Consider the following 22,839-nt stretch of genomic DNA (forward strand, 5'->3'; position numbering starts at 1 on the left):
GAGACCAGGGCAAGAGGTTCGATGGATGCAGCGCTGAGCGAACGGCCGCGCGCCGCGGCGATCCTGGCCGTCATCGTGTTCGTCGAGGCGGTCGCGATCCTCGGCGTGGCGATCTGGTCGGTCGTCACCGTGATCGGCACCGATGCGCGCGAGGTGACGGCGGGGCTCTTCTGGGGCGCGTGCCTCGTGGGCCTGTCGTTCTTCCTGCTGCAGGCGGGCCGCGGCGTGCTCGACGGCCGCTCCTGGTCGCGCGCGGCCGTGGTCGTCTGGCAGGTGCTGCAGATGGGCATCGCATTCGGCACCTTCAACGGCGCAGAGGGTCCCGTGCCGCTCGCGCTCGCGATGTTCGTGCCCGCCCTCACCGCGCTCATCCTCGTCTTCCGGAAGCCCACGCGCGAGTGGCTCGCGCGGGAGCGGCAGGAGAAGCTCGACGGCGACGCCGGATGAGCGCGCGCCTCGCCGCGGCCCTCGCGACCACGATGCTCGCCGCCGCTGCGCTCTCCGGCTGCGTGCTCCTGCCGCCGCAGCAGACGATCCCGACGGCGCATCTCGCCGACGGCGACGAGCTCGCCGAGTACTGGGACGACGTCCCGGAGGAGGTGCAGGGCGACGCCTCGATCGTCATGACCTTCACCGACGTGCCGGCTGCCGACGACGAGGCCGCCTGGGAGGCGCTCACGACGCTCGAGATGGAGGCGGGCGTCGCGCTCGTCGACGCCGGCGTCGGCTACCTGGACGGCAACGGATCCGACGGCGTCGTCTACGACGTCTTCTTCTACGGCCTCGACCACGAGGCGATGTGGGACGTCGTCGAGCCCATCTACGCCGATGCGCCGATCGCATGGTCCTCCGTGACGATGTGGGACTCGTTCGAGGCGACCGAGCCCGCGGTGGAGCTCGTGCGATGAGCGCGCGTCTCGTCGCGAAGGATCTCGCCGGTGGACACGGCCACCGCACCCTCTTCTCCGGCCTCGACCTCACGGTGGCGCCGGGCGACGTCGTCGGCGTCGTCGGCGCCAACGGCGCCGGCAAGTCGACGCTGCTGCGCATCCTCGCCGGCGTCGACGCGCCGCAGGCGGGTACGGTCATGACCGACCCCTCGGACGCGTTCGTCGGCTGGCTGCCGCAGGAGCACGAGCGGGTGCCCGGCGAGACGGTGGCCCAGCACGTCGCGCGCCGCACCGGCTGCGCCCAGGCGACGGCCGAGATGGACGCCGCGGCGGCGGCGCTCGCCGACTCGGGCCCCCGTGCCGACGGCCGCGACCCCTCGGAGGCGTATGCGGTGGCACTGGAGCGCTGGCTCGCGTCCGGCGCCGCGGACCTCGACGAACGCCTCCCGGAGGTGCTCGCCGACCTCGGGCTCGGTGCGGCAGGCGCGGTGGGCCCCGACTCGGCCATGACCTCCCTGAGCGGCGGACAGGCCGCACGCGTCGGGCTCGCCGCGCTGCTGCTGTCGCGGTTCGACGTGGCGCTGCTCGACGAGCCGACGAACGACCTCGACCTCGACGGCCTCGAGCGGCTCGAGCGGTTCGTCGCCGAGCAGCGCGGCGGCATCGTGCTCGTGAGCCACGACCGCGAGTTCCTCGCGCGCTGCGTCACGACGGTGCTGGAGCTCGACCTCGCGCAGTCGACGAACCGCGTCTACGGCGGTGGCTACGAGGCGTTCCTGGAGGAGCGCGCCACCGCGAGGCGGCATGCGCGCGAGGCGTACGACGAGTTCGCCGAGAAGAAGGCCGACCTCGTCGCCCGCGCGCGCACGCAGCGCGAATGGTCGAGCCAGGGCGTGCGCAACGCGATGCGCAAGGCGCCCGACAACGACAAGAACCGTCGCAGGGCGATGACGGAGTCGAGCGAGAAGCAGGCGCAGAAGGTGCGGCAGATGGAGTCGCGCATCGCGCGGCTCGAGGAGGTCGAGGAGCCGCGCAAGGAGTGGCGGCTCGAGCTCGCGATCGCCGCGGCGCCCCGCGGCTCGAGCGTCGTCTCGACCCTGTCGGGCGCGGTCGTGCGGCACGGCGACGACGGCGGCTTCGTGCTCGGACCGCTCTCGCTCGAGGTCCGCGCGGGCGACCGCATCGGCATCACGGGACCGAACGGTGCGGGCAAGTCGACCCTGCTGCGCCTGCTGCTGGGCAGGCAGGCACCCGACGAGGGCTCCGCGAGCCTCGGCGCATCCATCGCGGTCGGAGAGATCGACCAGGCGCGCGCCGTCCTCGCGGGCACGACGCCGCTCGCGGACGCGTTCGAGCGGCAGGTGCCCGACTGGTCGCAGTCGGACGTGCGGACGCTGCTGGCGAAGTTCGGCCTGCGCGCCGACCACGTCGGCCGCCCCGTCGACGAGCTCTCGCCGGGCGAGCGCACGCGCGCGGGCCTCGCGCTGCTGCAGGCGCGAGGCGTCAACGTGCTCGTGCTCGACGAGCCGACGAACCATCTCGACCTGCCCGCGATCGAGCAGCTCGAGCAGGCGCTGGAGTCGTACGCCGGCACGCTGCTGCTCGTGACCCACGATCGCCGCATGCTCGACGCCGTGCGCGTCGACCGTCGCTGGCACGTCGAGCACGGCATCGTGAGCGAGCGATGACGGCTGCCCTCGACGCGGCGCACCGCACGCAGGACGCCACGATCCGGCGCCGACGGGACGAGGACGTCGCGCCGCTCGTCGACGTGCTCTGGGCGCAGCAGCCGCAGACGCGCTACCCCGTGCGGGACTCGCTGCCGTTCCCGGTCGAGGAGTTCCTGCACGCGCACGACGCCGCCGGCGCATGGACGGTCGAGCTCGATGGGCGTGCGCTCGGGCACGCGTGCTGGGTGCCGACCGTGGCCGCGAGCGACGATCGCGGCGTCGACCCGACGGGACGCCTGACGACCGCGGCGGAGGCGTGCGCCGCCGCGCACGGCTGCGGCGTCGACGAGCTCGCCTGGGTCTCGTCGCTGTTCCTCGCGCCGGAGCTGCGCGGGATGGGGCTCGCATCGCGACTCCTCGCCACCGTGGTGGCGGACGTCCAGGGTGCCGGGCGGCATCCGTGCCTCGAGGTCGTCGACCTCAATCCCGCGGCGCTGCGCCGCTATCGAGCGGACGGCTGGCGCGAAGTGCTGCGAGCGCATCCCGCGTGGTTGCGCGCCGCGACGGGCGACGCCACGCTCGGCACGACCACCATGGTTCGCCCGATCGACGCCTGACGGCGCGTCAGCCCGCTGCCGGGGCGGCGAAGCCGAGCCGCTTGCGCAGCATCTCGACGTGGCCCTTCGCCTTCGTGTTGTAGAAGGCATGCTCGATGCGGCCGTCGGCGTCGACGACGAGCGTCGTGCGCCGCACGCCCTGCACCGTCCGCCCGTACAGCTGCTTCTCGCCGAACGTGTCGTAGGCGAGATGCACCTGCAGGTCCTCGTCGCTCAGCAGCGGGAACGGGATGGCGTCGCGCTCGGCGAAGCGCGCGAGGCGCTCGACCGCGTCGCGGGAGATGCCGAGCACCGTGAGCCCCTCGGCGGCCAGCGGCTCGATCGCGTCCCGGAAGCCGCACGCCTGCTGCGTGCAGCCCGGCGACATGGCCTCGGGGTAGAACCAGAGGATGACGCGCTGCCCGCGGAGGTCGGACAGGCGCACGTGCGAGCCGTCGTGGGCGGGGAGGACGAAGTCCGGGGCGAGGTCGCCGACTGCGAGAGGCATGCCTCCATCCTTCCCGGTCCGACACGCGGCTCGCATCGTGGTAAAGTGATTCCTCGGTTCGCAGCGATGCGCCGAGCACCTCTAGCTCAATTGGCAGAGCAGTTGACTCTTAATCAATTGGTTCCGGGTTCGAGTCCCGGGGGGTGTACCACCGAAGAGGCTCCGTCATCACGACGGGGCCTCTTCTGCGTCTCCATCTCGGCTCGGCAGCGCGGTCGACTCTTCATCGATTGGTTCCGGGTTCGAGTCCCGGGGGGGTGTACCACCGAGAAGGGCCTCGTCGATCACGATGAGGCCCTTCTGGCGACTCCGCTCCATCTCGGCTCGGCAGCGCGGTCGACTCTGTGCGTCGCCAAGCAGATGTGAGGTTCTCGGCCGGATGTGAGGTCACATTCGGCCGAGAACCTCAGATCTGTCGGATGCTGAATGGGTGCGCAGGATGAGCATGAGCGGACGTGGGAGCGGGAGCCGGGGCATCGGCGCGCTCGCCGCGGCCATGGTGCTCGTCCTCGCGGGGTGCGCGAGCGCAGGGGCGGGAGGCGGCGAGGCGGACCCGGGTAGCACGAGCGGGGCACCGCCCGCGCTCAGCGCCGAGATCGTGCAGGGTCGCGGCGACGTGCGCGACGGCGTCGTCGCCATCGTCGTGACGAACGACTCGGACGAGGAAGTCGTCGTCGATCATGCCGAGTACCGATCCTCGGCGCTCGTCGAGCCGCTCGTCGGCGGGGACGACTCGACGATCCCCGCCGGCGCATCCCGCGCCCTCCGCGGCACGCTGCCCCAGCCGACGTGCGCCACGGGTCCGATCGTCGACGAGGTCGTCGTCGTCCTCGCCGACGGCACCGAGGTGCGCCTCGACCCCGGCGACCCGTACGACCAGATCCCCACGCTCACCGACGCGCCGTGCACGCGCCTCGCCGTCGAGCGCGTCGTCGACGTCGCATGGCTGCCGATCGCGGTGCCCGACCCCGCGCTCGGCGCCGACGCGACCGTCTCGCTGCGCCTCACGCCGACGGGGGATGGGGCCCTCGAGGTGCGCTCCGTCGAGCCGACGGTGCTGCTGGCGCTCGTGGACGCCGCCGGGCAGCGCACGACCGAGGTGCCGCTCGACGTGACGATCGAGCCCGACGGCGGCGCGCAGACCATCGCCTTCGCCGTGCGGCCCGGCCGCTGCGACGCCCACGCGATCGCCGAGGACAAGCAGGGCACGATCTTCGTCTTCCAGGTCGTGCTCGACGGCGTCGAGCGCACCCTGCAGCTGCCGAGCGACGACGCGACGCGCGATGCGCTGCTCGCCTACGTCGCAGCCTCCTGCGGCCTTGGCTGAGCCGCGCCGCTTACTGTCCACGCCGGGAACGCTCGTACTCGCCGTATTTGCGTCGCTGACGAGCTATCCGTAGGTCCGCCCAGCCCGAAGACAATGGCGCCCAGAACCGAGTTTCGAGCTTTGCGCGCTCCCAGTCGTGTTTCAGCATCGCCTGCGCGTGCTGGGTCACGCGCTGGCTGTTCGTGGATGAGGGCTCATCGAGGAAGTCGTCGATGGCACGCAGCAAGGATTGGTCTTTGTATGGATTGAGGCGAAGGAAGATCGCCTCGCGAAGCCTTCGACGCTCACGACCAGACCTAGTCGTGAGCAGGAAGGGCAGATCAGTCCTCAGTGCTTCGCGCCACAACTGTCGCTGCTCCAGCACCGCACGAAAGCGAACGTCTCGGAGAGCCACGAAAATGCTCACTGCTGCGCCCACTAGCCCGGCTGCGAGCGCGGTCAGTGCAGACCAGATCCAGTCATCCACGATCTTCCTCGCGCCCTTGCGTCACCTGGAACAACTACTGCCGGTAGGAGGCCAGGAAGTTCCCGATGCGCTCGACGGCGACCTCGAGGTCGTCGGCGTGCGGCAGCGTCACGATGCGGAAGTGGTCGGGCGCGGGCCAGTTGAAGCCCGATCCCTGCACCACGAGGATCTTCTCGCGCAGCAGCAGGTCGAGCACGAGCTGCTGGTCGTCGTGGATGGCGTGCACCTCGGGGTCGAGCCGCGGGAAGACGTAGAGCGCCCCCATCGGTGCGACGACCGACACGCCGGGGATCGACCGCAGGCCCGCGACGGTCGCGTCGCGCTGCTCGAGGAGGCGCCCGCCGGGCGCGATGAGGTCCTCGATCGACTGGTGCCCCGTGAGGGCCGTCTGGATGCCGTACTGCGAGGGCACGTTGGGGCACAGCCTCGTCGAGGCGAGCAGGTCGATGCCCTGCAGGAAGCCGCGCGCGTGATGCTTCGGGCCGGAGATCACCATCCATCCCGCTCGGAAGCCCGCGGCGCGGTACGTCTTCGACAGGCCGTTGTACGTGACGCAGAGCAGGTCGGGTGCGAGCGACGCGATCGACGTGTGCCGCGCGTCGTCGTAGAGGATGCGGTCGTAGATCTCGTCGGCGAGCAGCAGCAGCGAGTGCCGGCGCGCGAGGTCGACGATGCCGCGCAGCACCTCGGGCGAGTAGACGGCGCCCGTGGGGTTGTTGGGGTTGATGACGACGAGCGCCTTCGTGCGCGGCGTGATCTTCGCCTCGAGGTCGGCGAGGTCGGGCTGCCAGCCGTTCGCCTCGTCGCACAGGTAGTGCACGGGCGTCCCGCCGCCGAGGCTCGTCATCGCCGTCCACAGCGGGTAGTCGGGGGCGGGGATCAGCACCTCGTCGCCCTCGTCGAGCAGCGCCTGCATCGTGATCGTGATGAGCTCGGAGACGCCGTTGCCGAGGTAGACGTCGTCGACCGTCAGCTGCGGGAACCCCTCCACGCCCTCGTAGCGGGCGACGACGGCGCGGCGGGCCGAGAGGATGCCCTTCGACTCCGAGTAGCCCTCGGCGTTGCGGATCTCGGCGATCATGTCCTGCACGATCGTCTCGGGTGTCTCGAACCCGAACGGCTTCGGGTTGCCGATGTTCAGCTTCAGGATGCGGTGACCCTCGGCCTCGAGGCGAGCGGCCTCGGCGTGCACGGGCCCTCGGATCTCGTAGAGGACGTGCTTGAGCTTCGACGACTGGTCGAGCGACTTGAGATCCATCGCTCCATGCTAGGTCGCACGCCGTGCGCGCTCGCACGGCCACTGCCGCTTCCGCGGCCCGGTGGCCACAGGCGAGGACGCGGTCAGCGCGGCGGCAGCTGCAGCAGGCCGCCGGAGACGCGGCAGGTCGCGGCGGCGATGGCCATGGCGTCGTCGAGCACGTCGCGCCACCACTCCTCGCCCACCTCGGTGCCGGTGATCTCGGCCTCCGCGAGCGCAGCCGAGACCGCGGCGATCGTCGCGTCGCCGGCGCCGATCGTGTCGACGATGGGCTCGGCCATCGCGTGGATCGGCGCATGCACGCTCGTGGCGTGCGCGTACGCCGTCGCGCCCTCCGGGCCCTCGGTCACGAGCACGCCGCGCGCGCCGAGCGCGAGCAGTCGGGATGCGACGGTGTGCGGCTCCGTGCCCCACACGAGCTCGGCATCCTCGTCGCCCACCTTCACGAGGCGCGCCTGCGCTGCGATGCGCTCGACGGCCTCGCGGAACCGCACGACGTGCTCGGGCGTCGGCAGGTAGCCGGGACGCGGGTTCGGGTCGACGACGAGCCTGGCGGCAGGGTCCGCGATGCGCAGCAGCGGCCCGGCCTGGCTCGCATCGTCGAGCGCCATGCAAGAGACGACGACGAGGTCGGCGGCGTCGAGCAGCGGCACGAGCGGCGTGACGTCGACGTGGCGACGCACGCCCGCCTCGTTGAAGACGTAGCGCATCGTGTCGCCGTCGCGCGTGGCGGTGGCGGTCGCGGTGCCGAGCGGCGCGGGCGTGCGCGCGAGCCGAACGCCGTGCGACGCGGCATGCCGGACGAGCGCCCGGCCGGGCTCGTCGTCCGCGACCATCGCGACGAGGTCGACGTCGACGCCGAGCCGGGCGAGGCCCACGGCCACGTTGAGCGCCGCGCCACCGGGCACGGTGCGACCGTCGACGATGTCGACGAGCGCGTCGCCGACGACGGCGATGCGAGTCACGAGATGCGCCTAGAGGCCCAGCGAGCGGTCGAGCTCCTGCGCCCGCACGCGCTTGTCCTCGTCGACGACGGCGCCGACCGCGAGGGCGACGCCGATGCCCCACGAGGCCCACAGCAGGCCGAGGCGCCAGTCGCGGGGACCCTCGCGGGTCATCTTCGCGACGCCGATGCCGCTCGCGACGGCGGCGATGACCCCAGGGTTCAGGATGAACTTGCGCACGCAGCACACGCTACCGGGGCGCCATCCAAGACGGCATCGGGCTCGCGGCGCGGGCGTGGGGACGCTAGGGGCGCCGTGCGCTCAGGCCTGGCCGAGATGCATGCGCGCGAAGTCGACGGTCTCCTGGATGAGCGCGCGCCGGTCCTTCTCGGTGCGCACGCCGCGCGTCTTGATCTCGGCGATGACCTGGCCGTCGAAGCCGTCGCTCGCGAGCATCTGCAGCACCTCGGCGACGGGCTCGTTGCCGCGACCGGGCACGAGGTGCTCGTCTGAGGTGCGGTTGTCCTTGCCGCCGATGCCGTCGGTGAGGTGCAGGTGGCGCAGCCGCGGGCCGAGGTCCTTCGCGAGCTCGAGCGAGTCGCGGCCGGCGAGCGCGCAGTGCGAGAAGTCGAGCGTCGCGTGCCGCACGTCCATGAGGCTCGGATCGATGCCCGGCAGGTACGCCTTGCGATCCTTGCCGCCCGTGCGCCACGGGAACATGTTCTCCACGGCGATCGCGACGTCGTACTTGTCCTCCGTCGCGCGCACCGACTCCTCGAACGTCGCCGCGTACCTGCCCTGCCAGCGGAACGGCGGATGCACGACGACGGTCTCGGCGCCCGTGTCGACCGCGAGCTGCGCGGAGCGCTCGAGCTTCACGAAGTGGTCGTTGCCCCACACGAACGACGTCAGCAGCAGCGTGGGCGCGTGGATGGCGAGGATCGGCTGGTCGTACGCCTTCGCGAGCACCTTCAGGCGGTCGGCGTCGCGGGTGCGCGCATCCGTCGTCACCATGACCTCGACGCCGTCGTAGCCGCAGTCCGCCGACAGGCGGAAGCCGTCCTCGAGCGGGCGCGGGAAGACGCTGATGGTGCTGAGTCCGACGGGGATCACTCGCGTCACGCTAGCGCCCTCGCGCGTCGGACGCGTGACGCGGACGCGTCGAGCGGATGCCGTGCGGCGCTCGCGGCGCTCCTAGACTCGGGTTCCATGGCGATCGACATCAAGCCGCGCTCGCGCGCGGTCACCGACGGCATCGAGGCGACGACGAGCCGCGGCATGCTCCGCGCCGTCGGCATGGGCGACGACGACTGGGAGAAGCCCCAGATCGGCATCGCATCGTCGTGGAACGACATCACGCCCTGCAACCTCTCGCTCGATCGCCTCGCGCAGGGCACGCGCGAGGGTGTGCACGCCGGTGGCGGCTACCCCCTGCAGTTCGGCACCATCTCCGTCTCGGATGGCATCTCGATGGGCCACGAGGGCATGCACTTCTCGCTCGTGAGCCGCGAGGTCATCGCCGACTCCGTCGAGACCGTCGTCATGGCCGAGCGCCTCGACGGCACCGTGCTGCTCGCCGGCTGCGACAAGTCGCTGCCCGGCATGCTCATGGCCGCGGCGCGCCTCGACCTCGCCTCCGTCTTCGTCTACGCCGGATCGATCGCTCCCGGCTGGGTCAAGCTCTCGGACGGCACCGAGAAGGAGCTCACGATCATCGACTCCTTCGAGGCGGTGGGCGCGTGCAAGGCCGGCACGATGAGCGAGGAGGACCTCAAGCGCATCGAGTGCGGATTCGCGCCCGGCGAGGGCGCGTGCGGCGGCATGTACACGGCCAACACCATGGCGTGCGTCGCGGAGGCGCTCGGCATGAGCCTGCCCGGCTCGTCGACGCCGCTGTCGGCCGACCGCCGTCGCGACATGTACGCGCACCGTTCGGGCGAGGCCGTCGTCGAGCTGCTGCGCCGCGGCATCACCGCCCGCGACATCCTCACGCGCAAGGCGTTCGAGAACGCCATCACCGTCGCCATGGTGCTCGGCGGCTCGACGAACGCCGTGCTGCACCTGCTCGCGATCGCGCACGAGGCGGGCGTCGAGCTGACGCTCGAGGACTTCCGCGAGATCGGCGCGCGCTCGCCGCACCTCGCCGACGTGAAGCCGTTCGGCCGCTTCGTCGCGCAGGACTTCGACCGCGTCGGCGGCATGCCCGTCGTCATGGCCGCGCTGCTCGAGGCGGGCCTGCTGCACGGCGACGCGCTCACCGTGACCGGCAAGACCGTCGCCGAGAACCTCGCCGAGCTCGCGCCGGCGCCGCTCGACGGCACGGTCGTGCGCGCGATCGACGACCCCATCCACGCCACCGGCGGCCTCACGGTGCTGCACGGCTCGCTCGCGCCCGAGGGCGCCGTCGTGAAGACGGCGGGCTTCGACGCCGAGGTCTTTGAAGGACCCGCGCGCGTGTTCGAGCGCGAGCGCGCCGCGATGGATGCGCTGACGAACGGCGAGATCCAGAAGGGCGACGTCGTCGTCATCCGCTACGAGGGACCCAAGGGCGGACCCGGCATGCGCGAGATGCTGGCCATCACGGCCGCCATCAAGGGAGCAGGGCTCGGCAAGGATGTACTACTGTTGACGGACGGACGATTCTCAGGCGGCACAACCGGCCTGTGCATCGGACACATCGCGCCGGAGGCCGTGGACGCAGGTCCCGTGGCATTCGTGCGTGATGGCGACACCATTCGCGTCGACATCCCGGCTCAGCGCATCGACCTCCAGGTCGATGACGAGGAGCTCGCATCCCGCCGAGCAGGCTGGGAGCCGCTTCCGCCGCGCTACACGCGGGGAGTCCTCGCTAAGTACGCCCGTCTCGTGCGCTCCGCCGCGCAAGGAGCCGTCACGGGCTGACGCCACGCGACACGCGTCGCCAAGGAGATCGCCATGACCATCGCGCCACGTCCGACGCCGCCGAGGGTGCAGGGGCCTGAGGTCCTCACCGGCTCGGGGGCCATCCTGCGCTCGCTCGAGCTGCTCGGCGTCACCGACGTCTTCGGGCTGCCCGGCGGCGCCATCATCCCGTTCTACGACGAGCTCATGCAGCAGTCGGCCGTGCGCCACGTGCTCGTGCGCCACGAGCAGGGCGCCGGGCACGCCGCCGAGGGGTACGCCGCCGCGTCGAACAGGGTCGGCGTCGCGATCGCGACGAGCGGACCGGGCGCGACGAACCTCGTCACGGCGATCGCCGACGCGTACATGGACTCCGTGCCGCTCGTCGCGATCACCGGCCAGGTCTTCAGCCACCTCATGGGCACGGACGCCTTCCAGGAGGCCGACATCACGGGCATCACGATGCCCATCACGAAGCACTCCTTCCTCGTGACGAGCGCCGCGGAGGTGCCCGGCGTGCTGCAGGCGGCGTTCCACATCGCCTCCACCGGCCGCCCCGGCCCCGTGCTCGTCGACGTCACGAAGGACGCGCAGCAGCAGTCCGCGCCGTTCGTGTGGCCCGACCGCGTCGAGCTGCCCGGCTACCGTCCGGTCACGAAGGCGCACGGCAAGCAGATCCAGGCCGCGGCGGCGCTGCTCGCGCAGTCGGTGCGCCCCGTGCTCTACGTCGGCGGCGGCGTCATCCGCGCCCGCGCGTCGGCGGAGGTGCGCGAGCTCGCCGAGGCGATCGGCGCGCCCGTCGTCACGACGCTCATGGCCCGCGGCGCCTTCCCCGACTCGCACCCGCAGCACCTCGGCATGCCCGGCATGCACGGCACGGTGCCCGCCGTGCTCGCGCTGCAGGAGTCCGACCTCATCCTCGCCCTCGGCGCGCGCTTCGACGACCGCGTCACCGGCAAGGCATCCGAGTTCGCACCCGGCGCCAAGGTCATCCACGTCGACGTCGACCCCGCCGAGATCTCCAAGATCCGCACGGCGGACGTGCCGATCGTGGGCGACGTGCGCGACGTCGCCTCCGACCTGTCCGTCGCCTTCCAGGACGCCGTGCTCGGCGGTCGGCCCGACCTCACCGACTGGTGGGAGCGGCTGCACGGCCTGCAGGAGCGCTTCCCGCTCGGCTACGCGCCGACGACCGACGGGAAGCTCGCCCCGCAGCACGTCATCCAGCGCATCGGCGAGCTCACGGGCCCCGAGGGCGTCTTCGCCGCCGGCGTCGGCCAGCACCAGATGTGGGCGGCCCAGTTCATCCGCTACGAGCGCCCCAACGCGTGGCTCAACTCCGGTGGCGCGGGCACCATGGGCTACGCCGTGCCCGCCGCCATGGGCGCGAAGGTCGCGGAGCCGGACCGCGTCGTCTGGGCGATCGACGGCGACGGCTGCTTCCAGATGACGAACCAGGAGCTCGCGACGTGCGCGCTCAACGACATCCCCATCAAGGTCGCCGTCATCAACAACTCGTCGCTCGGCATGGTGCGGCAGTGGCAGAACCTCTTCTACGAGGGCCGCTACGCCTTCACCGACCTCGAGACCGGCGACGACGCGCGCATGATCCCCGACTTCGTGAAGCTGGGGGAGGCGTACGGCTGCCTCGCCATCCGGGTCACGAAGCCCGAGGAGGTCGACGCGGCCATCCAGCTCGCCCTCGAGACGAACGACCGCCCGGTCGTCATCGACTTCATCGTGTCCAAGGACTCGATGGTGTGGCCCATGGTGCCGCAGGGCGTGTCCAACTCCTTCGTGCAGTACGCCAAGGAGCACAGCCCGGAGTGGGGTGACGAGTGATGACGACGCACGTGCTCTCCCTCCTGGTCGAGGACAAGCCGGGTCTGCTGACCCGCGTCGCCGGCCTCTTCGCCCGCCGCGGCTTCAACATCGACTCGCTCGCCGTCGGCAAGACCGAGATCCCCGGGCTCTCGCGGATCACGGTCGTCGTCGACGTGGAGGACCTGCCGCTCGAGCAGGTGACGAAGCAGCTCAACAAGCTCATCAACGTCGTGAAGATCGTCGAGCTCGAGCCCACCGGCTCGGTGCAGCGTGAGCACATGCTCATCAAGGTCAAGGTCGATCATGCGACCCGCTCGCAGATCCTCGAGGCCACGAACCTCTTCCGCGCGCGCGTCGTCGACGTCACGACCGACGCGCTCGTCATCGAGGTCACCGGCGACTCCGCGAAGTGCCAGGCGCTGCTGCGCCTGCTCGAGCCGTACGGCATCAAGGAGATCGCCCAGTCGGGCCTCCTCGCCATCGGCCGCGGCGGCAAGTCGATCTCCGAGCGGGTGCTGCGCGCCTGACGCGCCGCATCCATCCATCGCACACCCACACGAACCACCACCCGAGAACAGGGAGCATCCAGCACCATGACCGAGGTCATCTACGACGACAAGGCCGACCTGGGCCTCATCCAGGGCAAGAAGGTCGCCGTCATCGGCTACGGCTCGCAGGGCCACGCCCACGCGCAGAACCTGCGCGACTCCGGCGTCGACGTGCGCATCGGCCTCAAGGAGGACTCGAAGTCGCGCCCGAAGGCCGCCGAGGCGGGCTTCACCGTCGGCACGAACCGCGAGGTCGCCGAGTGGGCCGACGTCATCGTCATCCTCGCGCCGGACCAGCACCAGCGCGGCATCTACGCCGACGACATCGCCCCCGTGCTCGCCGAGGGCAAGACGCTGCTCTTCAGCCACGGCTTCAACATCCGCTTCGGCTACATCGAGGCGCCCGAGGGCGTCGACGTCGTGCTCGTCGCCCCCAAGGGCCCCGGCCACACCGTGCGCCGCGAGTACGAGGCCGGACGCGGCGTGCCCGTCATCGTCGCCGTCGAGGTCGACGCGACCGGCACCGCGTGGGACCTCGCCTGGTCGTACGCGAAGGCGATCGGCGGCCTGCGCGCCGGCGGCATCAAGACGACCTTCACCGAGGAGACCGAGACCGACCTGTTCGGCGAGCAGGCGGTGCTCTGCGGCGGCACGTCGCAGCTCGTGCAGTACGGCTTCGAGACGCTCATCGAGGCCGGCTACCAGCCCGAGATCGCCTACTTCGAGGTGCTGCACGAGCTGAAGCTCATCGTCGACCTCATGTGGGAGGGCGGCATCGCCAAGCAGCGCTGGTCGATCTCCGACACGGCCGAGTACGGCGACTACGTCTCCGGCCCGCGCGTCATCAGCCCCGACGTCAAGGCGAACATGCAGGCGGTGCTCGCCGACATCCAGTCGGGCGCCTTCGCGAAGCGCTTCATCGACGACCAGGACGCGGGCGCCCCCGAGTTCCAGGCGCTGCGCGCCAAGCAGGCCGGCCACCCCATCGAGGCCACCGGCAAGCAGCTGCGCTCGCTCTTCGCGTGGGAGCAGCCCGACGCCGACTACACCGACGGCAGCGCGGCTCGCTGACGCGCCCTCGCCCGAGGGCGATGATCTGAGGTTTTCGGCCCCTTCTGACATCAGAAAGGGCCGAAAACCTCATTTCTGTCTGCGCGGGAGTCGCGCCCGGTCAGCGGGCGAGGTGCGCGTCGACGAGGTCGGGCGAGAGGACGTGCTGGCGCACGAGGATCGCCGCGCCGCGCGCACCCGCGAGCGCGCCGCCCTGCGACTGCACGATCGACAGGTGCTGCGTCGCGAGTGGGATCGAGCGCCGGTAGACGACCTCCCGCACTCCCGCGAGCAGCTGCTCGCCCGCGCGCGCGATCGAGCCGCCGAGCACGATGACCGCGGGGTTGTGCAGGCTCACGACGAGCGCGAGCGCCTCGCCGAGCACACGGCCCGCCTCCCGGGTGATCTCGAGCGCATCCGCGTCACCGGCACGCAGCAGCGCCACGACGTCGTCGCTCGAGGTCGCCGCGATGCCGCGCGCGGCGAGCGCCTCGGCGATCGCCGAGCCGCTCGCGATCGCCTCGAGGTCGCGCTCGTCCTCGGGCGTGCGCAGCGGCGAGGGGCTGTAGGGCACGCGGATGTGGCCGAGGTCGCCGGCCGCGCCGTCGGCGCCGCGCTGCAGGACGCCGCCGGCGATGATGCCCGCGCCGATGCCGGTCGCGACCTTCACGAACACCAGGTCGCCGTGCCGTCCACCGCTCGCGGCGTGCTCCCCGAGCGCGAGGATGTTGACGTCGTTGTCGACGAGCACGGGCACCGCGAACGCGCGCTGCACGTGCCCCGGGATGTCGAAGCGATCCCAGCCGGGCATGATGGGCGGGTTCACCGGCCGGCCGGACGCATGCTCGACCGGACCCGGCACCCCGATGCCGACGCCCACGAGCGACCCCTCGTCGAGCTCGGCGGCCGCGAGCAGCGCCCGCGCGTGCTCGATCGCGGCGTCGAGCGCCGCGACCGGTCCGTCCGCGACGTCGAGCGCGAGGGAGACCGACGAGAGCACGGTCGCGGCGAGGTCGGTGATCGCGATGTTCGCATGCCGTGCGCCGAAGTCGATGGCGACGATCGTGCCGCCTGAGGGGTCGAACGCGAGCATCGACGGCGGCCGCCCGCCCGTCGACGTCGTGGCGCCGGCCGCGCGCAGCAGGCCGGCGGCGACGAGGGCGTCGATGCGCGCCGCGACGGTCGCGCGCCCGAGGCCGGTCGCCTCGACGAGCTCCGCCCGCGTGCGCGCCCGGCCGTCGAGGAAGTGCTGCAGCAGCACGCCCGCGCTCGTCGGATGCGGTGGGGTCGCCAACGACATGCCGGCCTCCTCGCCTGGGCGCCGCAGGGTGCGACGGGCTTCCACCGTACTGGACGGGACTTGAGATCGTGTCATGTTCGACTTTTGCTTTGTCGACAGCAAAAGTGGTGCTACGTTCGTCCCGAACCGGAGCCATCTCGATGAGGAGACCCGAGCCGATGAGCGACATCGCACTGCAGCTGTACTCGATCCGCGAGCGCATCGCGTCCGACGGGCTGGCCCCGTCGCTCGCCGCCGCCGCCTCCGCGGGCTTCGACCGCATCGAGCTGTTCAACATCCTCGAGTGGGTCGACGAGCTGCGCACCGAGCTGCCGGAGAACGGGCTGACGGCGCCGACGGCGCACGCGCGGCTGCTCGGCGAGGACCAGGGCGCGATCTTCGCCGCCGCCGCGTCGCTCGGCGTGCAGACGATCATCGACCCGTACACGGACCCTGCGCTGTGGACCACCCGCGACGACGTGCTGCGCATCGCCGACCACCTCAACGCGTCGGCCGCGGGCGCTCGCGAGCACGGCCTCGCCCTCGGCTACCACAACCACTTCTGGGAGGCGGAGCAGCAGATCGACGGCCGCACGGCGCTCGAGGTGCTCGCCGACGCACTCGACCCCGAGGTCGTCCTCGAGGTCGACGCGTACTGGGCCGCCGTGGGCGGCGCCGACGTGCCCGCCCTCCTGCGCGCGCTCGGGCCTCGCGTCGTCGCGCTCCACCTCAAGGACGCGCCGCTCGTCGACGGGGCGCTCTCGAAGGACCGCCACGACCAGCTGCCCGTCGGCGAGGGAGCGATCGGCTGGACCGAGATCCTCGACGCCGCTCCCTCCGCACGCCTGCTCGTCGTCGAGTTCGACGAGTTCCGCGGCGACATCTTCGACGGCGCCGCCACGAGCCTCGCCGGCATCCGTTCGCTCACCACCGCGCGCTGACCCACCGACCACCACGACCCATCCCACCCACCGTCGGCCACGCCGACACCCCCGCGCAGGCCTACGCCGGGCGGGGAGCACGCACACAGGACGAAGGAGTTCCGATGAAGCGCATGACCACCATCGCGGGGGCCGCGGCCGCCGCAGCAGTGCTGCTCGCAGCGAGCGGCTGCTCGGCAGGCGACGGCGACGCCGGCAGCGAGGGCGGCTCGATCACCTGGTGGGCGACCCAGCAGAGCTCGACCATCAGCTCCTCGGAGGCCGCGTACCAGGAGTCCGTCGACCGCTTCACCGACGAGACCGGCATCGAGGTCGAGTTCGAGGTCATCCCGTGGGCCGATCTCTACAACCGCATCCTCACGGCCGTCTCCTCCGGCACCGGCCCCGACGTGCTGAACATCGGCACGACCTGGACCGGCTCGCTGCACGACACCGGCGCGCTCTCGACGATCGAGGGCGAGTCGCTCGAGTGGCTCGGCGGCTCCGACCGCTTCGTGCCGGCCGTGTACGAGGCCGCGCAGGTGCCCGGCGAGACGCAGGACGCCGTGCCCTTCCTCTCGAACGTCTACTCGCTCTACTACAACCCGACCATGTTCGAGGCGGCCGGCATCACGGAGCCGCCTGCGACGTGGGAGGAGTTCGTCTCGGTCGGCCAGCAGCTCACCCTCGACACCGACGGCGACGGCGCGATCGACCAGTGGGGCTTCTCGGGCGCCGCGGCGAACGTGCAGCAGAACGCGCACATGGCGTTCATCCTCGGCCAGCAGAGCGGCGGCGACTTCGTGGACGACGAGGGCAGCACCACGCTCGACAGCCCCGAGCAGGTCGCGGGCGTCGAGGCCTACGTCGGTCTCATGACCGACTCGCAGATCATGGCCCCGTCGAACGCCGAGGTCGACCTCGGCGCCGACGCCGTCGACCAGTTCATCAACGGCGACGCCGCGATGATCCTGCAGCAGAACCCGATCGAGCAGTTCGCCTCGCGCGACTTCACCGACTGGGCCATCGCGCCCACGCCCGTCCTCGACGGCGGCGAGGACGTGCAGTCGATGATCGCCGGCACGAACATCACCGTGCTCGTCGACTCGCCCAACCAGGAGCAGGCGTTCTCGTTCGTCGAGCACATGACGAGCGTCGAGGAGCAGGCGTACCTCGCCTCGACCTTCGGCCTGCTGCCCGTCGTGACCGACGCCTACGACGAGCCCACCTTCGCCGACTCCGGCGACACGACGATCGCCGTGCGCCAGGAGGCGCAGGCCAACGCCTCCGCGCCCTTCCCCCTCGTCGGCAACATCGGCGAGATCGAGGCGGCGGTCGGCAACGCCGTGCGCGAGGCCTTCCAGGCGTACGCGACGGGCGGCGACGCCGACGTCGCCGGCCGCCTCGAGGCCGCGAACGGCCAGGTCCGCTGACACCACCCCGCCGGGGCCGGCGCGCGAGCGCCGGCCCCACGGGAGGTCCGCACCATGACCACCACCGCCACTCGCCCCGAGACCACGGCGCCGCAGCCGGCGCCGGTCGCGCCGAAGCTCCCGCGCCGCGGCACCCAGCAGCGCAAGGACCGCAGGCTCGCCTACCTGCTGATCCTCCCCGCCGTCCTCCTCGAGCTGCTCATCCACATCATCCCGATGATCCTCGGCGTGTGGATCGCCTTCATCGAGCTCGACCAGCGGAGCCTGCGCAACTGGCTGCAGGCGCCGTTCATCGGCCTCGACAACTTCATCCGCGGCCTCGACCCCTCGAGCGCCATCGGCTCGGAGTTCCTCGGCTCCGTCGCGCGCACCGCGTTCTACGTCGTGCTGACCCTCGGCGTCTCGTGGATCCTCGCGATGGCGGCGGCCGTGTTCCTCACGTCGAGCTTCAAGGGACGCGGTCTGCTCCGCACGCTCTTCCTCGTGCCGTACGCCATCCCCACCTACGTCGGCACCCTCGCCTGGGGCTTCATGCTCAACCAGCGCGACGGCGTCGTGAACCAGGTCATCGTCGACACACTCGGCCTCACGAACGATCGGCCCTACTGGCTCATCGGCGACAACTCGTTCATCTCGCTCGTCGTCGTGTCGATCTGGTCGATGTGGCCGTTCGCGTTCCTCATGCTGCTCGCGGCGCTGCAGAACGTGCCGACGGAGGTCTACGAGGCCGCGTCCCTCGACGGCGCCTCGAACTGGAAGCAGTTCTGGACGATCACGCTGCCGATGATCCGCCACGCCAACGCGGCGCTCGTGCTCATCCTCGGCCTCTGGCTCTTCAACCAGTTCAACATCCCCTACGTGCTGTTCGGTCCGCAGTCGCCCGCCCAGGCGCTGCTGATCTCGCCGCTCATCTATCAGAACTCGTTCCTGCTGTGGGACTTCGGTGCCGGCGGCGCGATGAGCTTCCTGCTGCTGCTCGCCCTGCTCGTGGTGTCGGTGTTCTACATCCGGCTCGTGCTGCCGAAGGGAGGCGATCTCGATGATTGAGACGCGCGGATTCAAGATCGCGAGGGCCATCACCCTCACCCTGCTGTCCCTGTTCGTGCTGATCCCGCTGTGGGTCATCGTGACGACGGCCTTCAAGCCGTTGGCGGACGTGTCGGGATCGTTCGTGTGGTTCCCCACGACGTGGACGATCCAGCCGTTCATCGACATGTGGTCGACGGTGCCGCTCGCGCGCTACTTCACGAACTCGCTCGTCGTGACGGTCGTCGCGACCGCCTTCTCGGTGCTCGTGTCGATCCTCGCGTCGTACGCGCTCGCCAGGCTGTCGTTCCGCGCCAAGCGGCCCTTCAGCCTCGTGATCCTGTCGACGCAGATGTTCCCCGGCATCCTGTTCCTGCTGCCGCTGTTCCTGATCTTCACGCAGATCCAGCGCACGATCGGGCTGCAGCTCACGGGCAGCCTGCTCGGCATGATCGTGACGTACATGACGTTCACGCTGCCGTTCTCGATCTGGATGCTCACGGGCTACATGCGGGCCATCCCGGCCGCGCTCGAGGAGGCCGCGATGATCGACGGCACGGGCAGGATGGGAGCGCTCTTCCGTGTCATCCTCCCCGTCGCGCGCCCCGGCATCGTCGCGGTCGCCGTGTACTCGTTCATCACGGCCTGGGGCGAGGTGCTCTTCGCCGCCGTGCTCTCGAGCAACGCGACGCGCACCCTGCCCATCGGACTCCAGGCCTACTCGTCGGAGGCCGACGTGCTCTGGAACCAGCTCATGGCGGCGTCGATCGTCGTCTCGATCCCCATCCTCGTCGGCTTCCTCCTCGTCCAGCGGCATCTCGTCGCCGGACTCTCGGCAGGAGCCGTCAAGTGACCGCAGAAGGAGGCAGCGTGACGCTGCAGACCCCCGTCGGCATCGGCTTCATCGGTGCGGGCATGATCAGCGAGCAGTACCTCACGAACCTCGCGCAGTACCCCGACGTGCGCGTCGTCATCCTCGGCGACCTCGACGTCGCCCGGGCGCGGGCGCAGGCCGACAAGCACGGCGTGCCCTTCGCCGGCTCGCCCGCCGAGGTGCTCGCGCACCCCGACGTCCAGCTCGTCGTGAACCTCACGATCCCCGCGGCGCACGTCGAGGTCTCGCTGCAGGCGCTCGAGGCCGGCAAGCACGTGTGGAGCGAGAAGCCGATCGGCGTGGACCTCGACTCGGCCCGCGCCCTGCTCGCGCGCGCCGACGAGCTCGGCCTGCGCGTGGGCATCGCGCCCGACACCGTCCTCGGGCAGGGCGTGCAGAGCGGCCTGCGGGCGATCGAGCGCGGCGTCATCGGCACGCCGATCGGGGCGACGACCGTCATGCAGTACGCAGGACCGGACCTCTTCCACCCGAATCCGGAGTTCCTCTTCGCGCCCGGCGCCGGCCCGGTGTTCGACATGGGCCCGTACTACCTGTCGACGCTCGTGAGCGCCCTCGGCGCCATCCGCCGCGTCTCGGCGATCGGGCGCACGCCGCAGGCGACGCGCACCATCAAGGTCGGCGACCGCGCGGGGGAGTCGTTCCCCGTCGACGTGCCCACGCACGTCCACGTGCTCCTCGAGCTCGAGCGCGGCGTCGCGCAGTCGACGTTCTCGTGGGACACCGCCTACCGCCGAGCCGGGATCGTCGAGATCACGGGCTCGGAGGGCACGCTGCGCATCCCCGACCCCAACATGTTCGAGGGCGACCTCGAGGTCACGCGCGTCGGCGATGACTTCCGCGCCGACTCGGCCTGGGAGGCCGTCGAGACCGAGGGGGCCGTCGGCGGCCGCGGCATCGGCATCGTCGACATGGTGCGTGCGATCCGCGAGGGCCGGCCGCACCGCGCATCCGGCGAGCTCGCGCTGCACGTGCTCGAGGCGATGATCGCGATCGACGAGTCGATCCGCACCGGCCGGGCCGTGACGCTCGACTCGAGCGTCGAGGCGATGACGCCGGTCGAGACCGACTTCGATCCCACGCGAGCCCACGAGGGGGTGCGGGCGTGAGCGACGTGCCCGCGCCCGTGCGCGTCGGCATCCTCGGCGGCGGGTTCATGGCGCGGGTGCACGCGCACGCGGCCCGGTCCGCGCGCGCCGAGCTCGTGGCGATCGCCTCGTCGAGCCAGCCCCGCGCGCTCGAGGCGGCCGCGGCGCTCGGCGTGGCGCACGCGCTGCCCGACGCCGCAGCCCTCGTCGCCACCGACGTCGACGTCGTCCACGTCTGCACGCCGAACACGACGCACGCGTCGCTCGCCGCGCAGGCGATCGCGGCGGGCAGGCACGTGGTGTGCGAGAAGCCGCTCGCGACGAGCGTCGACGAGGCGCAGGCGCTCGTCGACGCGCTCGACGACGCCGGCCTCGTCGGCGCCGTGCCGTTCGTCTACCGCTACCACCCGATGGTGCGCGAGGCGCGCGCTCGGCTGCGCGACTCGGGCGAGGCGCTGCTGTCGGTCGACGCCGCCTACCTGCAGGACTGGATGCTGCTGCCCGGCGACGAGAACTGGCGCGCGGGCGCCGAGCTCGGAGGCCCCTCGCGCGCGTTCGCCGACATCGGCTCGCACCTGCTCGACCTCGTCGAGTTCGTCGCGGGCGAGCGCATCGTGACACTGTCGGCCACGACTCGCACGGTCTTCGATCGGCGCGGCGACGCATCCGTGGCGAACGAGGACATCGCCGGCGTGCTCTTCCGACTCGCCGGTGGCGCGGTCGGCACGGCGCTCGTCACGCAGATGGCGCCGGGCCGCAAGAACGCCCTCACGATCGAGTGGCACGCGGCCGACGCGAGCTACCGGTTCGAGCAGGAGCGCCCGGACGAGCTGTGGGTTGGCGAGCGCAGCGGCTCCCGTCTGCTGCAGCGCGACCCCGAGGTGCTCTCGCCCGACGCCGCGCGGCTCTCGACGGTGCCCGGCGGCCACCCCATGGGCTACCAGGACGCGTTCGACGCGTTCGTCGCCGACGCGTACGCCGCGATCGGCGGCGCCGCGCCCGACGGGCTGCCCACCTTCGACGACGGCCTGCGCGCCGTGGTGCTCACGGATGCGGTGCTGCGGTCGGCGGCCTCCGGCGAGTGGATCGAGACGACCGCCCGAGCACGACGGAGCGTTGCCGCATGACCGACGGATCCCGCCAGGCACGACACCCCGTGACCCTCTTCACGGGGCAGTGGGCCGACCTGCCCTTCGAGGAGGTGGCGCGACTCGCCGCCGAATGGGGCTACGACGGGCTCGAGATCGCCGCCTCCGGCGACCACCTCGACCTCGCGCGCGCCGACGAGGACGACGCCTACGTGCAGTCGCGCCTCGACGTCCTCGACCGGCACGGGCTCCAGGTCTTCGCGATCTCCAACCACCTCGCCGGCCAGGCGGTGTGCGACGACCCCATCGACTTCCGGCACCAGGCGATCCTGCGGCCGTACGTCTGGGGCGACGGCGACGCGGAGGGCGTGCGCCAGCGCGCCGCCGAGGACATGCAGCGCGCCGCGCGCGTCGCGCGCAAGCTGAACGTCGACACCGTCGTGGGCTTCACGGGCTCCTCGATCTGGCAGTACGTCGCGATGTTCCCGCCCGTGCCCGCCGACCGCATCGACGCGGGCTACGAGGACTTCGCGAGGCGGTGGAACCCCATCCTCGACGTGTTCGACGGCGAGGGCGTGCGGTTCGCGCACGAGGTGCATCCGAGCGAGATCGCGTACGACTACTGGACGAGCGTGCGCACCCTCGAGGCCATCGACCATCGGAAGGCCTTCGGGTTCAACTGGGATCCGTCGCACATGCTGTGGCAGTCGGTCGATCCCGTCGCGTTCATCTGGGACTTCCAGGACCGGATCTACCACGTCGACTGCAAGGACACGCGCCTGCGGCCGCAGAACGGTCGCGCCGGCATCCTCGGCTCGCACCTGCCGTGGGGAGACCCGCGTCGCGGGTGGGACTTCGTCTCGACGGGCCACGGCGACATGCACTGGGAGGACGCCTTCCGCGCCCTCGCCGCGATCGGCTACGACGGCCCCATCTCGATCGAGTGGGAGGACGCGGGCATGGATCGGCTGCACGGCGCCGCCGAGGCGGTCACGCGCATCCGCGAGCTGCTCTGGCGCCTCCCCGAGGCGTCGTTCGACGCCGCCTTCTCCAACCAGTAGCGCTCCTCGCCCGACCTTCTGAGGTTCTCGGCCCCTTCTGACGTCAGAACGGGCCGAGAACCTCAGATCTGTGCGCGAGTAGCGTTCGCAG

23 protein-coding genes and 1 tRNA gene are annotated in these 22,839 nt (G+C 71.4%); 17 read left to right on the forward strand and 7 right to left on the reverse strand.

The features are described 5' to 3' along the window. Nucleotides 1–21: 21 nt before the first annotated feature. The 4 genes from C1N71_RS04115 to C1N71_RS04130 are packed head-to-tail and all read left to right on the forward strand — an operon-like array spanning nucleotide 22 to nucleotide 3,177. Nucleotides 22–447 (forward strand): hypothetical protein, encoded by a 426-nt coding sequence (locus tag C1N71_RS04115; RefSeq protein WP_137755253.1) that lies wholly within the window; start codon nucleotides 22–24, stop codon nucleotides 445–447. Further along, nucleotides 444–908, forward strand: a complete 465-nt coding sequence (locus tag C1N71_RS04120) for a hypothetical protein (RefSeq protein ID WP_137755254.1) — start codon at nucleotides 444–446, stop codon at nucleotides 906–908. The genes C1N71_RS04115 and C1N71_RS04120 overlap by 4 nt, the downstream gene beginning before the upstream one ends. Then, a complete protein-coding gene (locus C1N71_RS04125) occupies nucleotides 905–2,578 on the forward strand; it encodes an ABC-F family ATP-binding cassette domain-containing protein (RefSeq protein ID WP_137755255.1) in 1,674 nt (557 codons plus the stop codon). Before C1N71_RS04120 ends, C1N71_RS04125 begins: the two co-directional genes overlap by 4 nt. After that, the gene (locus tag C1N71_RS04130; protein WP_137755256.1) at nucleotides 2,575–3,177 is read left to right on the forward strand and encodes a GNAT family N-acetyltransferase; all 603 of its coding nucleotides are present in this window, start codon (nucleotides 2,575–2,577) and stop codon (nucleotides 3,175–3,177) included. Before C1N71_RS04125 ends, C1N71_RS04130 begins: the two co-directional genes overlap by 4 nt. A 7-nt stretch (nucleotides 3,178–3,184) precedes the next feature. Here the strand turns inward: C1N71_RS04130 and bcp are convergent, their stop codons facing one another. Next, a complete protein-coding gene (bcp, locus tag C1N71_RS04135) occupies nucleotides 3,185–3,664 on the reverse strand; it encodes a thioredoxin-dependent thiol peroxidase (RefSeq protein ID WP_137755257.1) in 480 nt (159 codons plus the stop codon). 75 nt (nucleotides 3,665–3,739) lie between these two features. On the opposite strand from bcp, the gene C1N71_RS04140 reads away from it, so the two are divergent. Both C1N71_RS04140 and C1N71_RS04150 read left to right on the forward strand, forming a co-directional pair. After that, nucleotides 3,740–3,815 (forward strand) — tRNA-Lys (locus tag C1N71_RS04140). Nucleotides 3,816–4,109: 294 nt separating this feature from the next. Then, nucleotides 4,110–4,991, forward strand: a complete 882-nt coding sequence (locus tag C1N71_RS04150) for a hypothetical protein (protein WP_137755258.1) — start codon at nucleotides 4,110–4,112, stop codon at nucleotides 4,989–4,991. A 10-nt stretch (nucleotides 4,992–5,001) separates the two neighbouring features. Here C1N71_RS04150 and C1N71_RS04155 read toward each other — a convergent pair whose 3' ends face one another. The 5 genes from C1N71_RS04155 to C1N71_RS04175 all read right to left on the reverse strand — a co-directional run bounded on the left by C1N71_RS04155 (nucleotide 5,002) and on the right by C1N71_RS04175 (nucleotide 8,772). Continuing rightward, nucleotides 5,002–5,457, reverse strand: coding sequence for a hypothetical protein (locus tag C1N71_RS04155; RefSeq protein ID WP_137755259.1), 456 nt, complete (start codon nucleotides 5,455–5,457; stop codon nucleotides 5,002–5,004). 34 nt (nucleotides 5,458–5,491) lie between these two features. Next, a complete protein-coding gene (locus C1N71_RS04160) occupies nucleotides 5,492–6,715 on the reverse strand; it encodes a pyridoxal phosphate-dependent aminotransferase (RefSeq protein ID WP_137755260.1) in 1,224 nt (407 codons plus the stop codon). An 83-nt stretch (nucleotides 6,716–6,798) separates the two neighbouring features. Further along, nucleotides 6,799–7,680, reverse strand: a complete 882-nt coding sequence (locus C1N71_RS04165; protein ID WP_137755261.1) for a carbohydrate kinase family protein — start codon at nucleotides 7,678–7,680, stop codon at nucleotides 6,799–6,801. Between the two features lie 9 nt (nucleotides 7,681–7,689). Continuing rightward, nucleotides 7,690–7,899, reverse strand: a complete 210-nt coding sequence (locus C1N71_RS04170) for a hypothetical protein (RefSeq protein ID WP_137755262.1) — start codon at nucleotides 7,897–7,899, stop codon at nucleotides 7,690–7,692. An 81-nt stretch (nucleotides 7,900–7,980) separates the two neighbouring features. Further along, a complete protein-coding gene (locus tag C1N71_RS04175) occupies nucleotides 7,981–8,772 on the reverse strand; it encodes a sugar phosphate isomerase/epimerase family protein (RefSeq protein ID WP_137755263.1) in 792 nt (263 codons plus the stop codon). A gap of 96 nt (nucleotides 8,773–8,868) precedes the next feature. Between C1N71_RS04175 and ilvD the strand changes: the two genes are divergently transcribed. The 4 genes from ilvD to ilvC all read left to right on the forward strand — a co-directional run bounded on the left by ilvD (nucleotide 8,869) and on the right by ilvC (nucleotide 13,982). Beyond that, nucleotides 8,869–10,560 (forward strand): dihydroxy-acid dehydratase, encoded by a 1,692-nt coding sequence (ilvD, locus tag C1N71_RS04180; protein ID WP_137755264.1) that lies wholly within the window; start codon nucleotides 8,869–8,871, stop codon nucleotides 10,558–10,560. A 33-nt stretch (nucleotides 10,561–10,593) separates the two neighbouring features. After that, entirely contained in the window at nucleotides 10,594–12,381 is a 1,788-nt protein-coding gene (locus C1N71_RS04185) for an acetolactate synthase large subunit (protein ID WP_137755265.1), read from the forward strand. After that, nucleotides 12,381–12,890: an acetolactate synthase small subunit gene (gene ilvN, locus C1N71_RS04190; protein ID WP_137755266.1), complete on the forward strand. Its 510-nt coding sequence runs from the start codon at nucleotides 12,381–12,383 to the stop codon at nucleotides 12,888–12,890. Before C1N71_RS04185 ends, ilvN begins: the two co-directional genes overlap by 1 nt. A 66-nt stretch (nucleotides 12,891–12,956) precedes the next feature. Next, complete coding sequence (ilvC, locus tag C1N71_RS04195; protein WP_137755267.1) at nucleotides 12,957–13,982, forward strand: ketol-acid reductoisomerase; 1,026 nt, start codon at nucleotides 12,957–12,959, stop codon at nucleotides 13,980–13,982. Between the two features lie 100 nt (nucleotides 13,983–14,082). On the opposite strand, the gene C1N71_RS04200 is transcribed toward ilvC, so the two are convergent. Next, a complete protein-coding gene (locus C1N71_RS04200) occupies nucleotides 14,083–15,261 on the reverse strand; it encodes an ROK family protein (protein ID WP_137755268.1) in 1,179 nt (392 codons plus the stop codon). Between the two features lie 158 nt (nucleotides 15,262–15,419). Between C1N71_RS04200 and C1N71_RS04205 the strand changes: the two genes are divergently transcribed. The 7 genes from C1N71_RS04205 to C1N71_RS04235 all read left to right on the forward strand — a co-directional run bounded on the left by C1N71_RS04205 (nucleotide 15,420) and on the right by C1N71_RS04235 (nucleotide 22,748). Continuing rightward, a complete protein-coding gene (locus tag C1N71_RS04205; protein WP_137755269.1) occupies nucleotides 15,420–16,181 on the forward strand; it encodes a sugar phosphate isomerase/epimerase family protein in 762 nt (253 codons plus the stop codon). Nucleotides 16,182–16,285: 104 nt separating this feature from the next. Next, complete coding sequence (locus C1N71_RS04210; protein ID WP_137755270.1) at nucleotides 16,286–17,593, forward strand: extracellular solute-binding protein; 1,308 nt, start codon at nucleotides 16,286–16,288, stop codon at nucleotides 17,591–17,593. A 54-nt stretch (nucleotides 17,594–17,647) separates the two neighbouring features. Next, a complete protein-coding gene (locus tag C1N71_RS04215; protein WP_137755271.1) occupies nucleotides 17,648–18,640 on the forward strand; it encodes a carbohydrate ABC transporter permease in 993 nt (330 codons plus the stop codon). Next, complete coding sequence (locus C1N71_RS04220) at nucleotides 18,633–19,472, forward strand: carbohydrate ABC transporter permease (RefSeq protein ID WP_137755272.1); 840 nt, start codon at nucleotides 18,633–18,635, stop codon at nucleotides 19,470–19,472. Before C1N71_RS04215 ends, C1N71_RS04220 begins: the two co-directional genes overlap by 8 nt. A gap of 17 nt (nucleotides 19,473–19,489) precedes the next feature. Next, a complete protein-coding gene (locus C1N71_RS04225; protein ID WP_368074137.1) occupies nucleotides 19,490–20,620 on the forward strand; it encodes a Gfo/Idh/MocA family protein in 1,131 nt (376 codons plus the stop codon). Further along, nucleotides 20,617–21,726, forward strand: a complete 1,110-nt coding sequence (locus C1N71_RS04230) for a Gfo/Idh/MocA family protein (RefSeq protein ID WP_368074138.1) — start codon at nucleotides 20,617–20,619, stop codon at nucleotides 21,724–21,726. The genes C1N71_RS04225 and C1N71_RS04230 overlap by 4 nt, the downstream gene beginning before the upstream one ends. After that, complete coding sequence (locus tag C1N71_RS04235) at nucleotides 21,723–22,748, forward strand: sugar phosphate isomerase/epimerase family protein (protein WP_175414094.1); 1,026 nt, start codon at nucleotides 21,723–21,725, stop codon at nucleotides 22,746–22,748. Before C1N71_RS04230 ends, C1N71_RS04235 begins: the two co-directional genes overlap by 4 nt. The last annotated feature ends 91 nt before the right edge of the window (nucleotides 22,749–22,839 follow it).

This window comes from Agrococcus sp. SGAir0287 (assembly GCF_005484985.1).
Taxonomy (GTDB): Bacteria; Actinomycetota; Actinomycetes; order Actinomycetales; family Microbacteriaceae; genus Agrococcus.